General features: G+C 36.4%; 17 protein-coding genes. 6 read left to right on the top strand and 11 right to left on the bottom strand.

The window, feature by feature from the left end:
* Positions 1-18: 18 nt before the first annotated feature.
* Positions 19-444 (bottom strand): hypothetical protein, encoded by a 426-nt coding sequence (locus DC077_RS01905; protein WP_109201067.1) that lies wholly within the window; start codon positions 442-444, stop codon positions 19-21.
* A 383-nt stretch (positions 445-827) separates the two neighbouring features.
* Positions 828-2,042: an L-2-hydroxyglutarate oxidase gene (gene lhgO, locus DC077_RS01910; RefSeq protein ID WP_109201068.1), complete on the bottom strand. Its 1,215-nt coding sequence runs from the start codon at positions 2,040-2,042 to the stop codon at positions 828-830.
* A 29-nt stretch (positions 2,043-2,071) separates the two neighbouring features.
* On the opposite strand from lhgO, the gene DC077_RS01915 reads away from it, so the two are divergent.
* The gene (locus DC077_RS01915) at positions 2,072-2,782 is read left to right on the top strand and encodes a GntR family transcriptional regulator (protein ID WP_109201069.1); all 711 of its coding nucleotides are present in this window, start codon (positions 2,072-2,074) and stop codon (positions 2,780-2,782) included.
* 640 nt (positions 2,783-3,422) lie between these two features.
* On the opposite strand, the gene DC077_RS01920 is transcribed toward DC077_RS01915, so the two are convergent.
* The 6 genes from DC077_RS01920 to DC077_RS01945 form a co-directional block, all read right to left on the bottom strand.
* Positions 3,423-4,706: an arsenic transporter gene (locus DC077_RS01920; protein WP_109201070.1), complete on the bottom strand. Its 1,284-nt coding sequence runs from the start codon at positions 4,704-4,706 to the stop codon at positions 3,423-3,425.
* 82 nt (positions 4,707-4,788) lie between these two features.
* Positions 4,789-6,540, bottom strand: a complete 1,752-nt coding sequence (gene arsA / locus DC077_RS01925; RefSeq protein ID WP_109201071.1) for an arsenical pump-driving ATPase — start codon at positions 6,538-6,540, stop codon at positions 4,789-4,791.
* A 23-nt stretch (positions 6,541-6,563) separates the two neighbouring features.
* Positions 6,564-6,860, bottom strand: a complete 297-nt coding sequence (gene arsD, locus DC077_RS01930) for an arsenite efflux transporter metallochaperone ArsD (protein WP_109201072.1) — start codon at positions 6,858-6,860, stop codon at positions 6,564-6,566.
* Positions 6,861-6,894: 34 nt separating this feature from the next.
* Entirely contained in the window at positions 6,895-7,296 is a 402-nt protein-coding gene (locus DC077_RS01935) for an ArsC/Spx/MgsR family protein (protein ID WP_109201073.1), read from the bottom strand.
* Positions 7,297-7,434: 138 nt separating this feature from the next.
* A complete protein-coding gene (locus DC077_RS01940) occupies positions 7,435-7,779 on the bottom strand; it encodes an ArsR/SmtB family transcription factor (protein ID WP_109201074.1) in 345 nt (114 codons plus the stop codon).
* Positions 7,780-7,833: 54 nt separating this feature from the next.
* Complete coding sequence (locus tag DC077_RS01945) at positions 7,834-8,148, bottom strand: ArsR/SmtB family transcription factor (protein ID WP_239990335.1); 315 nt, start codon at positions 8,146-8,148, stop codon at positions 7,834-7,836.
* 99 nt (positions 8,149-8,247) lie between these two features.
* On the opposite strand from DC077_RS01945, the gene DC077_RS01950 reads away from it, so the two are divergent.
* Positions 8,248-9,195 carry a permease gene (locus DC077_RS01950; protein ID WP_192874921.1) on the top strand — a complete coding sequence of 316 codons (948 nt, stop codon included), beginning with the start codon at positions 8,248-8,250 and terminating at the stop codon, positions 9,193-9,195.
* Between the two features lie 254 nt (positions 9,196-9,449).
* On the opposite strand, the gene DC077_RS01955 is transcribed toward DC077_RS01950, so the two are convergent.
* Both DC077_RS01955 and DC077_RS01960 read right to left on the bottom strand, forming a co-directional pair.
* Positions 9,450-9,899, bottom strand: a complete 450-nt coding sequence (locus DC077_RS01955; protein ID WP_109201076.1) for a VapD — start codon at positions 9,897-9,899, stop codon at positions 9,450-9,452.
* Between the two features lie 111 nt (positions 9,900-10,010).
* Positions 10,011-10,715 carry a hypothetical protein gene (locus DC077_RS01960; RefSeq protein ID WP_109201077.1) on the bottom strand — a complete coding sequence of 235 codons (705 nt, stop codon included), beginning with the start codon at positions 10,713-10,715 and terminating at the stop codon, positions 10,011-10,013.
* Positions 10,716-11,272: 557 nt separating this feature from the next.
* Here DC077_RS01960 and DC077_RS01965 point away from each other — a divergent pair.
* Both DC077_RS01965 and DC077_RS01970 read left to right on the top strand, forming a co-directional pair.
* The gene (locus DC077_RS01965) at positions 11,273-12,241 is read left to right on the top strand and encodes an AEC family transporter (protein ID WP_157953468.1); all 969 of its coding nucleotides are present in this window, start codon (positions 11,273-11,275) and stop codon (positions 12,239-12,241) included.
* A 125-nt stretch (positions 12,242-12,366) separates the two neighbouring features.
* Positions 12,367-13,683, top strand: a complete 1,317-nt coding sequence (locus DC077_RS01970) for an acetamidase/formamidase family protein (RefSeq protein WP_109201079.1) — start codon at positions 12,367-12,369, stop codon at positions 13,681-13,683.
* Between the two features lie 93 nt (positions 13,684-13,776).
* Here DC077_RS01970 and DC077_RS01975 read toward each other — a convergent pair whose 3' ends face one another.
* Positions 13,777-15,636, bottom strand: a complete 1,860-nt coding sequence (locus DC077_RS01975) for a DNA/RNA helicase domain-containing protein (RefSeq protein ID WP_239990336.1) — start codon at positions 15,634-15,636, stop codon at positions 13,777-13,779.
* A gap of 624 nt (positions 15,637-16,260) precedes the next feature.
* Between DC077_RS01975 and DC077_RS10820 the strand changes: the two genes are divergently transcribed.
* Together DC077_RS10820 and DC077_RS01980 are read left to right on the top strand one after the other, a co-directional pair.
* Complete coding sequence (locus DC077_RS10820) at positions 16,261-16,434, top strand: hypothetical protein (protein WP_157953469.1); 174 nt, start codon at positions 16,261-16,263, stop codon at positions 16,432-16,434.
* A gap of 37 nt (positions 16,435-16,471) precedes the next feature.
* Positions 16,472-17,965, top strand: coding sequence for a basic amino acid/polyamine antiporter (locus tag DC077_RS01980; RefSeq protein WP_109201081.1), 1,494 nt, complete (start codon positions 16,472-16,474; stop codon positions 17,963-17,965).
* Positions 17,966-18,045: the final 80 nt, after the last annotated feature.

Raw genomic sequence — 18,045 nt, forward strand, 5'->3', positions numbered from 1 at the left:
CTATCTCATCTTTAAGGGTTAAGCTATTACTTGGGTTTTTAGTGAAAAATTAATGTTAGCGGGCAGGGTAATCGCCGATTCAGCACGGGAATGTCCTGTTGATTCTCCAGCGATCGCATCTCCAGTTTTAATAGTAGCACTCGATTCTCCACCAAAAAGGGGATAACTATCTGCCGGCGCACTTGCTACAGCCGTCTCTCGATCTTCAATTACTGACTCATAACTCCCTAAATTAATGGTCGTGACAGCAGAGTTATCAAAGTTTGTAGAAGGTTCGGCACTCTTATCTATAGAGGGTGTTATCTGCTGATAATGTTTATTCTCGCTCGCACGATTCTCCTCTTGAGCAACTGTTAATCCCGGAATAGAAGATATTAATAGAAATAGTAGAAGAATTTTTTTAATCTCTCTTTTTGTACAACCAGAAAAAATATTATGATTCATAATCAGCCTTCGTTTTTATAAAGGGTTAATTTATACAGCCACTCATGAAGTAAATAATCCTTAGGGAATATTTAACAAAATTTATCTAAACACAAAACTATATTATTAATATTTACAATCTACTACACTATAGATCGAACGAAAAGTTAATTTAATTATCGATTATTCTCATAATATAAAAAATATTAATCAAAAAGATAAAAAACATTAAGTTACATAAATCATCAAAAGGTAATAGCGCTATCAAATCGCTATTTTAGTAGAATGGGCTAACTCAATAAGCACAAAAAAGGCCGTGAATTTTAACCCTAATTCACGGCCTGTCGTCTCACGCTACCATCAAATAGCAGATAGGGAAGATCACTTTAATCTTTCGCTCTGAACTACGCTTTTCCTTGCATCACTTCGCGGACAATATACTCTGCAATTGCCATAGAAGAGGTTGCACCGGGTGATGGTGCATTACGAATATGGGTAATATTTCCATCTCGGCGAATAACGAAGTCATCCACTAATGTTCCATCTGCTTCCATCGCTTGCGCTCTAATCCCTCGAGTTGCGGGTTTGACCGTCATATTGGCAAGGCTAGGTACATATTTAGTCGCTTCATTAATAAAGTTTTGTTGGCTAAAGACAGTCTTCGATTCCCGCATAGCCGCTGGAATATTACGAAACGCAAAGCGCCAAAAACCAGGGTAGAGGAGATACTCTTTAATATCACGCCAGTTAAAGCCTTTACCATCATAATTTTCTCGCCCTTTAGAGAGGAAAGCATTAGGGCCAATTGTCATCTTGCCATCGATACGTTTTGTAAAATGAACCCCTAAAAATGGATATTTCGGATCCGGCACCGGGTAGATAAGCCCTTTGACATCATGAGTATATTGATCATCTAAAACAAAATATTGACCAAAGAAGGGAACTATTTTAGGCGTATCGATATCACCTGAGTTTTTAGCCAATCGGTCTGACTGTAAGCCGGCGCAACTGACCGCATAATCAAACTCTGTCGCTACTCTTTTTCCACCGGCAAGTGTTAAGATAATTTTTCCATTTGCTGTATTGATAATAGACTCAATGGGGCTATTGAGCTCAATCTTTCCGCCACGCTCACGGATCTCTTCTGCAATTCGTTTTGCAATCGCCTCATAGCTAACAATTGCCGTTTCAGGAGAGTGAAGGGCAGCAACACCAATACAGTTAGGTTCTACCTCTTTAATCTCATCACCATAGAGCATCCGGACATTAGGCACTTCATTATCAAGGGCAATTTGAAAGAGTTTTTTAAGGCGTTCTTCTTCCACTTTATTGAGTGCAACCACCACTTTGCCACATTGATCATAAGGGAGATCATTTGTTTGACAATAATCACGAACAAGCTCAACACCCCTTCGACATAACCTTGCTTTTAAGCTACCCTTTGCATAATATAATCCTGCATGCACAACGCCGGAGTTATGGCTTGTTTGATGCCTTGCAACCTCAGATTCCTTTTCAAAAAGGGTCACATTGGCATCGGGATAGTCGATGAGAAGTTGTCTTGCAACGGAGAGTCCGTTGATTCCTCCTCCGATCACTGCATAGTTGATGGTTGACACATTTATCTCCTTAATTACGATACTTGAATATGAAAAAACTAAAAAAAATAGAAAGTCTCTCTGATCAAGCGTTTGAACTCTTACGTGAAGCGATCCTTAATAATGTGTTAGAACCAGGAAAACTCTACTCAGCAACAGAGATTGGGGAGTGGGTTGGAGCATCACGCACACCGATTCGAGAAGCGGCTCAGCAGCTAGCAAATATCGGTCTTGTACGGGTTGAACGCAATCGCGGCATCCGTATTCTTCCCACCTCTTTAAAAGATCTTTTAGAATCTTTTCAAATTCGTCTTATGCTGGAAGTTCCATTGGTAAGAAAAGTGGCGATGATTCGTACTGAAGATGATCTCAAAGCGCTCAATACTGCTTATCACAATCTCTTTAAAGCAGCAGAAGCAGATGATGCAAAAGCAACGCTTCAAGCAGATAAAGAGTACCACTCAGCGCTATTAAAGATCGCTGCAGTAGAGAGGGCGCTTACAATTATCGACAATACTCGTAATACCGTATTACTATCAGGGCCTAGTACAATTCCTCATTCACGCACCTGTCTTGAAGCTTTTGAAGATCATCAAGAGTTGCATAAAGCGATCCTTAATGGTGATCCGGATACTGCTGGTAAAGAGATGGAGCGCCATATTATCAACACCGCACGCCTCTTAGTAACACAAGAATCAAGTAGCCGTGAAAATTGGAATGATACCGATATCCTCGAACAGTTTTCATGGATTCATAAATAGTAGTATTTAAAGATCTCTCCTTACTTATAAATTCGTTTAGCTTACAGCTATTTTTATCATATGTGACAGTTGCATGCAACACGCAATGTGTAATATATCCACTAGGATTAGGCATATTACCAAGACGGATAGAGTAGCTAAGAATCGATCTCACCACTTATAAGGCTGCTTTTTAAGAGTGAATCTAATGAAGATGAATCTATTTGAGTTTGTTGAGATAAGAAATAAGAAGAGAGATCTCCATACCTCAAAATAACAAATGGATTAACAATTGGATGAAAGAATTCGATAAGCATTCAATAGGAAGATGCTATAGATCTAGCTATAAGTCTAAATCTATTAAGTCTATAAAAAATCGCTACACGAATATTATTGTTAGATGAGATCAAAATCGCATTGAGCTAATGAATCCTCATCAAAGAGGGTACTCCTCCACTGAGAGATGGAAGATATATAGAATGTCTGATTCTATATATTATGTTAAATAGTATGTTTATACAGTCCTAACTCATAAATATCTATCTCTTATAGATTCATAATAACGATCCCAAATTAATATTAATCGTAAGCTTACGCAATGAAACCTCAGAATAAATCTTGAGGTTTCATTAAAAGTATTTATATTCAATTTCTACTCGAATTAGAAAGAGAGTCTGATGGCCAAAGCAGCTAAAGTGACTAATAAAATTGGCGTGGTTAAAATAATACCGACTTTAAAGTAATATCCCCAAGTGATTTTTAAGTTCTTCTGAGATAAAACATGTAACCAAAGTAGTGTTGCGAGGCTTCCTATTGGCGTTATTTTAGGACCTAAATCACTACCGATTACGTTTGCATAAACCATCGCTTCTTCAGTCAGTCCTGCCGCCGTACTCGCATCAATAGAGAGTACGCCGACCAATACTGTAGGCATATTATTCATCACAGATGATAAAATAGCGGTGAGAACCCCTGTTCCAAATATGGATGCCCATAACCCGTTATCCGCAAGATGATTGAGAATATCGGTAATATAATCTGTTAATCCTGCATTTCGTAATCCAAAAACTACAAGATACATGCCTAGTGAGAATATCACGATTTGCCAAGGAGCGCCTTTTACAACAGTTTTGAGGTTGATTTTCTTTCCTCGATAAGCAATCAATGCCAAAATTAATGCGGCAATAGAGGCGATTAAACTGATAGGAATCTCTAAATAATCAGATGTGAAGAAGCCAATCAATAGGAAAACTAAAATCCCCCATCCAGCTTTAAATGTCGCTAGATCCACAATAGAATTTTTCGGTGCTTCAAGGTGATGAACGTTATATGAAAATTTTGTATCTCTTCTAAAAAAGAGATGGAGCACAATTAATGTTGTGACAACAGAAACGATATTTACCGGCAACATAACAGAGGCGTAACGTGTAAAATTAATATCAAAATAATCCGCTGAAACAATATTAACAAGATTCGAAACAATAAATGGCAAACTTCCTGTATCAGCGATAAAGCCAGCCGCCATCACAAATGCGAGTGTGGTTGCTCGGCTAACGCCTAAAGATAGAAGCATGGCCATAACGATTGGTGTAATAATGAGAGCCGCACCATCATTGGCAAAGAATGCCGCAACTAAAGCCCCGAGCAGAATTAGATAGGTGAATAGTTTTCGACTATTACCGTTGCCAAATCTGGCAATATGTAAGGCCGCCCATTTAAAAAAGCCTGCTTCATCTAAAATTAAACTAATAATAATAATGGCGATAAAAGTAATCGTCGCATTCCAAATAATTTCCCAAACGAGGGGAATATCCTCAAAGGTAATCACCCCAAATAAAAGTGCTAATATAGCGCCAATAGATGCGCTCCAACCAATTCCTAAACCTTTGGGTTGCCATATGACTAACACCAAAGTCAGTATAAATATAATAATTGCTGCTATCATCAGTAATTTCCTAAAAAAAGATAAATAAGCCCCTAATAAAGGAGCTTATCAATATATGATTTATTTATAAAAAGAATGCTTATCAGTGATGAGAAAGTTTACTTAATCCTTCTATGCCCACAGGCTCATCATTTTGTAACCTAACAAGCGCTAAGTTTTCTTGACGTTTTGATACCTTTTCAATTTCCTCTTTTTCTTTCAAGGCTCGCTCTTTTAGGAGTCCTGATCGAGTAGGATGATTGACTAAACTGTTATTGACGATCCAGCCCCATGGTTGAATTCCTGCTCTACCTAAATCTTCTTCAAGATGCTGAGCTTCTGTAATAGGCGTTGTTTCCGCAAGTGTCACAAGAATAATCTTTGTTTTATCGGGATCTTGAATCTGCATCATCGGCGTTGTAACGCCTTTACTACCCATTTGCTTAATCACTTCATTGTGATAGGCACCTGTTGCATCTAATAATAGTAGTGTATGCCCCGTTGGCGCTGTATCCATTACGACAATCTTTTTACTAGATTCTCTGATAATTCTCGAGAATGCTTGGAAAATCGCAATCTCTTCGGTACAAGGTGATCTTAAATCTTCCTCTAAAACAGCTTTTTCACTATCACTTAAATTATCCCCATGGCGTTTCATCACTTCCCCACGATATCTTTCAGTTTCCGCAGTAGGATCAATGCGACTGATGGTTAAATTGCTCAACGCTTCATCATTTAAAGTCGATGCTAAATGTGCTGCAGGATCAGATGTCGATAGATGAACCTGTTTCCCCATTTGCGCTAATTTAACGGCAATTGCTGCGGCCATCGTTGTTTTCCCGACACCGCCCTTCCCCATTAGCATTAATAATCCCGTATCCTTTTGAGCAAGTTTTTCTACCATAGTTGCTAAATTGGGAACAGTAACATTGATTGCTTCGGGTGTTATCAATGTTTCAAACGAGAGATTCTCACGATTTAACAGTAATCTTAAGTAATCAATCCCCACTAAATTAAAGGGTTTTAAAGGGATATAATCAATCGATAATTTCTCAAGATTTGATGGGATGGCTTTTAGAATTTTCTGCTCTCTTTCATAAATTGTAGCCCCTAGTTCATCCTTCTGCGCTTCTTCTTTAGGAAATAAGCCATTGATCACGAGATATTGTTTATGAATTCCAAGAGCATACAGTTCATCGAAAGTTTTAGATACCTCATTGATTGCACTTCTTTGCGCTCGAGAGACAAGAACCATCGTTGTCATTTTTTCATCAGCTAAAGCATCAACCGCAGCTTTATATTGAGTTTTCTGTTTTTCTAGTCCTGCTAAAGGTCCTAAACAAGAAGCGCCTTCTGGTGAAGCTTCTAAGAATTCGCTCCAAGCACCTGGCAACGATAGCATTCTAATAGTATGACCAGTGGGTGCTGTATCAAAGACAATATGATCAAATTCACGCTTAATATCACTATTTGTTAATAGTGCTGTAAACTCATCAAATGCCGCAATTTCAGTGGTACATGCTCCAGATAATTGCTCTTCTATTCCGGCAATAACATCTTCAGGAAGTGTGCCTTTAATAGGATCAATTATTTTTTTACGATAGGCTTCAGCCGCATCGTGAGGATTAATTTCAATCGCTGAAAGATTTGAAACAGCCTTTATCTCGGTAATATGTGAACCTACTTTTTGCCCGAATACTTGAGCAATATTAGAAGCAGGATCGGTACTAACAATTAATACCTTTTTCCCCATATCCGCCAGCGTTACAGCCGTGGAGGCGGCAATAGATGTTTTTCCAACACCGCCTTTACCGGTAAAAAATAGAAAGGGAGAGGCATGTTTAATAAAATTCATATCAATAACTCCTAGTTCAACCGCTATAAAAGCGCTAACAGATCTTTTTCTTGAGGATAACTTTTAGAGAAGGCGATCACTTCATCGATGATCACTATCGGTAGCGCCGAACTTCCCTCTGCTTCTAATAAATTTTTCACAAGAGTGTTCTCAGCAAATTTCGCTGGCTCTTGACCTAAATTATACCGAGTCACGGGATAACCTTTCTTCTTCAAGGATTCAACAATTCCCGCCATTCTTACTAATTCATCATCAGGAGTTGCGCCACAAACGCCGGTACTGCAACATAATGCTGGATCAAAAATTTCGATTTTTTTCATAAATATTTCCTTACAATTGATATTTAAAAAGAACCTAAACTACTTTTTCCCCATCTTCTTTATAAAAACTATTTAATTGAGGCTTGGTTAAGATTTCTAGGACTTTTTCAGAGGGTCTACAAAGAGCTGTACCTTTAGATGTAACAACAAAAGGCCTATTAATTAAAATTGGTGTTAGAAGCATATGATCAATAATCTGCTCTTCACTTAAAACTTGATTTTTTATTAATTCAAATTCATTAACATTTTTTCTTAAAGCTTCACTTGGTTTCAGTCCAGCAGAAAAAATTAATTTTTTTAGTTCATGTTTTAAAGGAGGTGTTTTCAAGTATTCAATAATAATAGGCTCAATCCCAGTATTTCTAATCAGCCCTAAAACATTTCTTGAAGTGCCACAATCTGGATTGTGATAAATAATTACTTCATTATTTTTCATTTTATAAATCTCTATTTTTAAATTTTAATAAATCAACTATTCAACAACTATTGAAATATTTCAGGAGAAGCTTATATACCAATTATTCAACTAGTATTGAAATATTAGATGAGTAATTATATATACAACATCCTAAAATTATCTTAAAACATTTTTAAGTTTGGGATGTTTCTCTCGAATAGATAAACAATGGTTTGGGTTATTAAAACAACATTCATCAGTTAAAAATTCTACTAAAGATAACATTAAATCAATATTAGCTTTATAACGTAGGAACCTTCCTTCTTGCTCTACATATAGCATTTCAGCGTGTACAAGAGCCTTTAAATGAAAGGATAAATTAGTATTAGGAATATCCAGTAGAGTTGCTATTTCTCCTGCAACTAAACCTGAATCACCATACTTAACTAATAAGCGGTATACATCCAATCTGACCTCAGACGATAATGCTTCAAACATTTTTATTGCAATTTTCTTTTCCATATTTTGATACTATAACTTCTATTGAAATAATGCAAATAATCTATATGATTTTTTCTAATAGCCCAAACAACATTCTTCTTTTAAAAAATTAATAATTTCATCAAGTTTAGTATAAACAGGAATACATCTGACAATTCTCCCTTCCTTTTTCTGATCAATGAGGCCAACATTAACCATTCTCGATAGATGATGTGAAAGAGTCGAATTGGGAATATTTAATTTTTGTTGTATGTCTCCAACTATAGCACCTTCGGTTCCTGATTTTACTAAATAACGAAAAATCGCCAATCGATGGACATTTCCTAATTCAGCTAAACATTTAGCAATATTTTCATGTTGTTGCATGGTGATAACCTTTTTTAATTTCATTATATGGATCTTCCCATTATAGTTGACATCCTAAATTTTGTTGTATAACTTATATTTCTATATTTCTAGAAACATAAAATAATGAAAAGGATGGTATCAATGACTGAAGAACTAAAGAATGCTATTGAAATGTTTATTTTTCTAGCATTCGAATTATCTATTCTATTTATAGGAATAAGTTTTATTATTAGCTATTTGCAGGAGAGATTTCCTACTTTAAAGAATGGCTTTTTTCTTAAAAAAAATAATAAAAGTAGCTATTTAATTGCTGCCGGATTTGGTGCTATAACCCCATTTTGTAGCTGCTCTACTATCCCTATGTTAAAAGGTATGTTAAAGGCAAAAGCTGGATTTGGCCCAACTATGGTTTTTCTATTTGTTTCGCCATTGCTAAATCCTATTATTGTTGGCCTGCTGTTAATAACTTTTGGCTTTAAAATAACAACTATTTATGCTTTCTCTGCACTTTTAGTTTCATTATTTTCAGGCTGGATGCTGCAAAAAATAAACTTTGATCGCTATATTATTGAAGAAAAAGTACAGGAAAATAGTAGTTGCCAAAATAACCACTGTGAATCTAGTTTATTAGCAGAAGTAAATACGAGATGCGATAAAAAAATGGCTTCCCCTAGGAAGAAGATAAACTTAAAAAAAATCTGGATTAATGCATGGCTAGAATACAAAAAATTATCTTTATATTTATTTATAGGGATTGCTATTGGAAGCTTCATTTATGGTTTTATTCCAACAGAATTTCTAGCTAAATATACCAGTGATGATAATCCGTTTGCGATACCTCTAGCTGCTATCATAGGTATTCCCCTATATGTTAGAGCTGAAACAGTTATTCCTTTAGCATCTGGATTATTAGCTAAAGGAGTAGGAACAGGAACAGTCCTAGCATTAATTATTGGTAGTGCTGGTGCGAGCATTACAGAGTTAATTTTATTAAAATCGATATTTAGAACTCAATTATTAATAGCTTTTGTTGTCATAATATTAGGAATGGCTTTACTTGCGGGCTATTGTGCATATCTATTTTTTTAAATGAATCAAAAGGCTCTGCTGTTATGTAGAGCCTTTTAAATTATCGAGGCATTTAAAAAGAAATTAGCGAGGGATTGATATTCGTAAAAAATTATTTGATATCATTTTACTCAATTAAATTATCACGTAATAATTTAAATCTAGTATTAGCTACTTGTATCGCTCTGTAAGCGCTATCTGAAATAAACTAGGGGTATTAAACTCATTTTCAATACGGTAAAATTATATGTTTGGTAATATTGATCTAACCACTTTTAAGTTTTAGAGTTATCTATATCTAGAATATGATTAAAATTCTGTTGTTCCTGTTTTGCTAGAATCTGTTCAATCTGAGCTTCACTCAATCCGCTTTCAATTAAACTCTCCCGTAATAATTCTAATCTCGCACGACTAGCCTGTTTTGCTTCATGGACTCTATCAGAGATAAATTGTGCGTTTAAATCACTCTCTAGTCGATAAAATCGAATATTAGATACACAGGGATTAAACCAATCAAATTTATAGGTTACTTCCTGGATCGCAATCGTTCCATGCGCTTCACTAATATTTTCATCACCTAAATAGACACTACCCTGAATATTTTTAAACCCATGCTTTTCTAAGACACGTCTAATATCGGCATATGCGTTGTTTGGATTATTATGATGATACTTTTCAGCCAAACAGTTGGTATCCATATCAAAGGTTATTAAATAACGACTCATTAAAATTCTTCTCCCGTCCTATCGGTATAGTACAAAGAAATATAAATCTACTCTCAATAGTGTACTTCATTTTTAAAGACCAGTTATAACCTCTCTATAAAGATATTAAGATCACTTCGATAATAAATAGAGCCCATATTCACCCACGCCGAAGACGGCGACGCCATTTGTCATCTCAAAGCAGTTATCGATCTTCCAGGTTGAAGGATTAAACCATTGATCACTCTCTTCTCTATAGCGCGTATGCCAATCGATCCCTTCTGGATAGTTGAGCATCACAACCCATCCTTTATCGCAATGGTGAATCTCACCATCCTTCTCATATTGATACACCTCGGCAAGTTCAAGGGCGATTCCTTGATAGTTGAATTCAAAGGCGGAAGTTGGGAGATGATGAATCGCTTGAGGCGTTGAAAAACGGACACTATCGATGCCTTGGCGGATATCTTTTAGACTCTCTAACGGATAATCTGTGGGGGAATCGAGATTAATCCATGATTGTGCCGGGATCACTATCTCGCCAAAACTTAAATCTTCTTCTACTTGAAAATAACGCTTATTAAGCTCTTCTAAAGCTCGCTTTTCAGCGATCAGATCGGTGATTTCTGTAACAAAGATGGTCCAAAGAAGCATGACTGCCGGGAAAACCGTAATCACCATCGATAGATTGATTCCAAAGAGTTTGAGCTTAGAGATCTCTCTCGATCCTCGTAAATAACGCCGGCGATAGATCCACAAACCTAAAAAGAGTAGAAAGCCAAGGATGGCAATAAAGATAACAATAATAAAACCACCAGCAGCAGCGGAAGCGCCCATAAAGCCTCTCTTTTAAGGTATTGAAGGAGTCGTTCGGATCGATTACAGAAGAGCTCGCTCTTTGTGTATCTAAAATTTCACGTTTGATCTTTACTATTGAAGATCAAGGTCGTTATCTTAACTCGATATTACAAATAGTGTCTATTACAATGCTAAATTTATCCATATAAATCATCAAGTTCACAAGCTTTATAGATTTTATTTTCTATTTTCTTATCTATTTACTTCTCTATTATTATTTACAGCTCTATTTCACAATAAATATCTTCAATTTAAAGAGGTCATCATTTCACTAAATCAGTGAAAAATATTCTAAATACTGAGCTTCGAAAGGTGTTAAAGTTATCAAATAGAATGTAGCTTTTTAACTAAAAATCGGTCCACATTATTTTGATTTAATTTAATTTGATTTGATTTTTAAAAAATTATCTCTTTTAAGATACCTATTTAAACTCACCTATTTAAATTTTAATTGAAGACTAGTCAATATAATAAATAGGCTGATATATTCTTGATATATTTATCGATAACTACACCATAAAAGCGAGGTGATGAAGATGATGATGACTGTATTAGATACGACGCTCCCTATCGTCGTAACGCTGTTACTCGGTTTTTTTGCTGCATGGCATCATGATTTTACCAGTAGTGATGCGCCGATTTTAAACCGAATGGTCTTAACGTATGCGGTGCCAATGGCGATTTTTGCCGGAACAATCACCACTTCTCGTGAGTATTTAATTGAAAGCCTCCCATTATTTACAACCATTACTGCCGGCGTCGTTATTACCTATATTGTTGTCTATTTTATTTCACGTCTCTTATTGAGATTATCCCTTAGTGCAAGTGCCTTGGTCGCGGTCGCTGTTGCCGGGCCGGCAGTTCCCTTCTTTGGGCCGGCAATTCTTGAAGGAGTCTTCGGTACAAGCGGCGCCGTCCCGATGGCAATAGGAAGTATCGTTATTAATGTCACTATCGTCCCCTTCACTGTTTATCTCTTAACTGTCGGAAGAATGAAATCTGAACGAGCAGAAAATAATAAAGAGATAGAAGAGCACGCAGGATCAATATTTATTGATCACTTAAAAGAGACTGTACAAAAACCTTTAGTATGGGCACCTATACTTGCCGTTATTATTGTCTTCTCAGGGCTTGATCTCTCCTCACTCTTTGGGAAATCCTTGGATCTATTAGGATCATCCGCCTCTGGCGTTGCCCTCTTCGCTTCCGGGATTATGTTAGCTGCCTATAAAATCCGATTAGATTTTTTAACCTGGTTTATCGTCATATTGAAGAATATCGCAGCGCCAGCGGCTATCTATTTTGCAGCTTCTGCATTAGGGCTTGATCATAAAACCGTAGCTCAAGCGGTAATCACAATGGCAATCCCAGCAATGCCGATCATCGTTGTTTTTGCAATTGAATATAAGGTCGCAGAAAAGAATATGCCATCAGCACTGTTACTCAGCACCATTCTATCGCCATTAACAATTGGTGGGTTTATCTATCTGTTGACTGCTTTCTAATAGGTTGTTTAATTTAAAAATAAAATGTAAATAATCTAATACATTGGTCAATATTTTTATATAAAAGCATGATATCTTGGTAATAGGTCGTTTCGTTCTGTTTCACTTCAATATGAAGGGTCGATATGATGAAAAAAGCAGTTAATACTCTTTTAGTTAATAGTTTTGTTGATGGTATTTTGGATCCTAACAAACCGATGCTTGGACCTATTAAAGATGGAGGTCATATTATTGCTCATACGACTCCCGGTTGCTGGGGGCCTATGATAACTCCTGAACTTAAAGGTGGTCATGAGGTCACTCAACCTGTCTATGTAGAGGGGGCTGAAGTGGGTGATGCGATTGCCATTAAAATTCTTAACGTTGATGTTGTCTCAACCGCAACCGCTTCCGGCAGTGATCAACCTGTAGAGGGGAGATTTAATGATGATCCTTTTGTCGCAGCAAAATGCGATTCCTGTGACACCTTAAGACCTGTTACTAGAATCGAAGGGATAGGTTTAGAAGCGATTCGCTGTGATAATTGTGGAGCAAATGCGATACCTTTTCTTTTAACAAATGGTTACACAATAGTTTTTGATCAGCAAAATAAAATTGGGATTACTCTCACGAAAGAGAAAGCTGAAGAGATTGCCCATCAAGCCCGTGATTATATGGGAACACCTGAAGCTTCTATTCAAAATCCTGTCGTTACTTTAGCGCCACATGATCTTGTAGGAACTGTTGCTCGAATGCGTCCTTTTTTAGGTCAATTAGGAACAACACCTTCAACTCCCCTGCCCGATTCTCATAATGCCGGTGATTTTGGCGCATCATTAGTGGGCGCAAGTCACGAGTATGGCTTAACAGAAGAGGAGCTCAATAAGCATAAGACTGATGGGCATCTCGATATTAGTCGAGTCCGAGCAGGTGCAACACTGATCTGTCCGGTCAAAGTTCCAGGTGGCGGTGTCTATCTAGGGGATATGCACGCGATGCAAGGCGATGGAGAGATCGCAGGTCATACTGCTGATGTTGCCGGTATAGCCCATCTACAAGTCCATGTTTTAAAAAATGTAACTCTTGATGGCCCTATCTTGTTACCCAATCATGATGATCTGCCTTATACGGCAAAATGCTTTAATACTCATGAAAAAGCAGCGGCTGAAGCGCTTGCTAAAAAATGGGATATTCCGGCATTAGAAGAATCTTATCCCGTAGCATTTATCGGCACCGGCGCAACTCTTAACCAAGCAACAGATAATGCGCTTAATCGAGCAGCAATATTATTTGATGCCCCTGTAACAGAGATTATGAATAGAGCGACCATCACAGGCTCTATTGAAATTGGCCGTAATCCTGGCGTCGTAACAGCAACATTTTTAGCACCTAAAAAGTACTTAGAAAAAGCAGGAATATTAATGACGGTCGAAAAACAATATTTTGAGCAATCTGATTGTTAGAATCGATTTAAGTTATATAAGCTTGCAAGTTATCAAGCCAAAAAAATCCAAAGTTGAAGTAGACTTTGGATTTTTTGTTTAATATAAATAAGTTTATTTTATAAAATTTCTTTTATAGCTTTTTATTAAATTTAATCTGCGCTTTATATATGCCTCTAATTCCTTATCTTCACAATATATGTAGCATCCTTTTTGACCCCTAGTTAATAAAACTCTGTAAGTATTTTTTATAATTTCATCAGCAAGTTTTATAGCTCTTTCAGGATCTTCCTTCATTAACTTTTTAATACCTCTCAAAGACTGGTCTGTTTTTGCTCTTTCTGTATGATCTGTAATAACTTTTTCATTCTCAAATCTTAAGTCATTACCTATAATTACGCCAACATAATCTAGTTCTAGTCCTTGAGATGTGTGAATACAACCAATCTGCTCTATTGATTTTTCATCGAGAATATAGGTCTTTGTATTACCTAAATTCCAACTTTTTTTAAAGGCATATTCCTCAATAATTATGTCATAGTGGTCAGGATTATTTCTATTAGAGCTATCCCAATCCCAACAATATCCTGCTAATATCCTTGCTCTATTATTAATATTTTTTTCTAAAATAATATCGTATAAATCATTTGGATTGTCTATAACAAGCATTTCATAATCAATATCAAAACCATCATAATTAGCTGTATCTCTAATTTGTAAAAGATCATCAATAAAAGCCAAATAACCATCTGATCCATTACAGCGAAACTGTGATTTCAGCTCCATTTTTTTGAAATCCGCATCATAATAATCTGAATAATATTCTATGTCTGCAATACTTCCTGAATCTTTAATATGAACACGCTGTCTTTCATCTATAAAGAAAACTGATAATTTCGCTGAATTAATTAATTCTTTGGTTTGGTTTTCTCCTAGATTACTGAAAATCCCTGACTTTTCATTTAATCTATGAGCCTCATCAACTAGAACCACATCTAATTCATTTGCATTTAAACTATGATATATTCCAGAGCTTTTGAATAGATTATCTATACTATTACGTTTCATATGTCCCTTAAGTTTTGAAGCATAGACCTCCCTTGGAGCAAGGTTTTTAGTTACATAATGACACATTTTATCTTGATTAATTAATGCTACTAAGGCTTGAATTGCTAAAACACTTTTTCCTGTGCCAGGTCCTCCCTCAACAACTAATACTTGTTTTTTATTTGTCTTTTGAGACTTATTGGCTAAATATAAAATTTCTTCATAAATAACTTTTTGTTCATCTATCATTACAAATTCTTTATTTCCTTGAATCATCTTTAAAAGAGACTCTTGCAATGATTTTGAAGGCTTTAATTTCCCTTCATTTATTAATTTTAATGTACTGTTGTCACTAGACTTAATTTTACTTTTAATAAAGTCTCTTAATTTTGTAGAATCAGTCCTCCCAAATATAGGTGCCTGATTAACATAGTCTAAATAAATTTCATCTAATAGAGGATCTGGATTTTGTACAATATAATTATGTAAGTAAGCGCAAGGGAATAATTTAATATTTTCATGGCAAACAGCTTCATTAAAATCCTCTATTAAGGTTGCATATGATAAAGCTTGATAAGATGGATGAATTGTTTCACGCTCCCCTCCTCCTAAAAAAGTTTTGACTACTCCATCTTTTTCTATAACTTTTTCTGCGCTCTCCCATTGTTTTAATTCAATAATAACTGCTGATTTATTATCTTTATTTTTCCCAGCAATAATAAAATCGACTCTTTTTGAAGTTGATGGGATCCGATATTCTATAGCAATATTCAAATCATCAGGTATCTCGCTATCATTAATTACCATATACATTCTAGATAAAGAGTTATCCCAAGATCGTATTTCGCTTTTTCCTGTTCTACCTATTTTTTCTAAAAAATTTTTATATATTTTTTCTACTAAAACCCCATTAGTAATATCTTCCATAAATCCCAACTTAGTACTGCTATAAATTATCATTTTAATAACACCTGTAAATTAGAGTAAATAATATAGGATATTCCCATATTACATTTTTATCTACTATAAGCGAGATTTGATATAGTTTCCCCTCCAAAAAACAAAAAGCCGGCGCTATGCCGGCAATTGAATGGATACTCCCTTTCAGGTTTATTGTTTTTAAGATATGTGATTATGAGTAGTGATACAGATTTTTCACAATTTTTGTACCTTGGGAGAAAGTGATCCTCAATAAGTATGATGAATTGTGATGGAATTCATCAAAAAGGATACGGGGTACTTTAAGCCCCCTCTATAAAATAACCTCAGTTAGAACGCTGAAAATTCCGCGCTGTTTGGCCTAGTGAGATTACGCTACAGAACTATTGATAGTAGCAAATATCCTTAACAAGATCATGACAATTTTTTTCATTTATCGTCACAAATTGACATATATCATTGTTTACTTCAATAGTGTAAATATCTCTAAAAATAGCGGAAATTGAGGCCTATTTATATAAAATATCTTTCTTAATTGTTATATATTGTTAATAAGGTATTAACAATACTTTATTGGGATAACCCCTTTATCCATCTAATGCGGAGTTTAAGATGAAATATAATAGAGATATTCTTTTTATTAATGATTTTTCCGATTATAGTGATCATCCTTCCCACCTACTCAATGAGCGATTAACGGCGCTACAGAGCGCGCTGACAGCTTTGGGGTATCAGTTTACAGTGACTGATTCTCTTCAGCAGGCGACGGTAATTAAATGTCATTAAGTGTTATTAAATTTTAAAAAATAAGGATTCATCAATAATGGGTCAATCAAAAGGTGGTAAATTGGGCTTAATCGCCCTAATTGCAATCGTTATGAGCTCCATGATTGGGGGCGGTGTCTATAGTCTTCCCCAAAATATTGCTCAATATTCCGCGCCGGGACCGGCAATTATCGCATGGATTATTACCGGTATCGGTCTCTTCTTTATCGCAAACTCTTTTAGTATCTTAGCCAATGCTCGCCCCGATCTAAAAGCGGGGATCTATATGTACGCCCATGAAGGCTTCAACCCCTTTGCCGGCTTTCTCGTCGCTTGGGGTTACTGGCTTATGACGATCTTTGGCAACGTCGCCTTTGCCGTGATCTTAATGGATGCGCTCAATACCTTCTTCCCCGGCGTTTTTACCAATGGAAATAACTTAAACTCTATTATCTGCGGTTCGATTCTTATTTGGGGATATAACCTCCTTGTGAGTCGTGGTGTAAAAGTGGCCGGCTTTATCAACTTTATCGGGACAATCGGCAAGACAATTCCTCTTTTGATCTTTATTATCGTTGTGGGAGTGATGCTCGATTATAGTAATTTAACGCATAACTTCTGGGGAAATGATCCCCATACAATGAGTGAGCTAGGTTCACCACGAGAGCAGATCACCAATCCCTTAATGGTGACCTTATGGGTCTTTGTGGGAGTTGAAGGGGCTGTGGTTCTCTCCGGCAATGCTAAAAATCCTAAAGATGTTGGAAAAGCAACCTTAATCGGCTTCTTCCTTAGCCTCTTTATCTATATTGCGCTCTCCATTTTGCCCTATAGTGTGGCGAGCCAAGATACGCTAGCGAAGATGGCAACGCCTTCCACTGCCGAAGTCTTAAAGTTAGTGATTGGCGAAGCGGGTTCAATCATTATGAGTGTTGGAGTCATTATCTCAGTGATGACCGGATGGCTCGCCTGGACAATGCTCTGTGCTGAGATCCCTATGGCGGCTTCAGAAAATGGAACTTTCCCCAAATTTCTCTCTATCAAAAATAGTCGTGGCGCTGCAAAATACTCGCTACTGATTAGCAGTAGTATTATGCAGATCGCGATGATCTTGGTCTACTTCTCTAAAGATGCCTGGAATACAATGGTAGATATCACCTCGGTAATGGTGATTCCCGCCTATCTTGCCACTACCCTCTTCCTCTTTAAATATGCAGTCAAAGGGGATAATGAGGTGATTAAGAAGCGTAGAATCTTGGCATTAATGAGTGGCTTAGTTGGATTTCTCTTCTGCGCATTTATGCTCTACGCTAGCAATCGTCTCTATGTTGCCGTCATTCCATTACTATTAACGCTAGGTGTTCCGCTCTATATCTGGGCGAAGAAGGAACATCGAACAGCGCCTACAGCAGATGGAGTGATAGAAGCGGGAGATTCTCAATCTGAAAAAGGAAAACTCTTTAGACGTGATGAATTGCTCTATCTCATACTGCTCCTTATTCTCGATGCGGTTGCGTTAGCAGTTCTCTACTTTGCCCTCTTTAAACATTAGTCTTAATAAAAAAAAGCCGGCATGATCGCGATGATCGTGTCGGCTTTTGTAATTGATAGGATGCATTCTCTATCAATATT

Source organism: Ignatzschineria cameli (genome assembly GCF_003121895.1).
In the GTDB taxonomy this organism is placed as follows: domain Bacteria; phylum Pseudomonadota; class Gammaproteobacteria; order Cardiobacteriales; family Wohlfahrtiimonadaceae; genus Ignatzschineria; species Ignatzschineria cameli.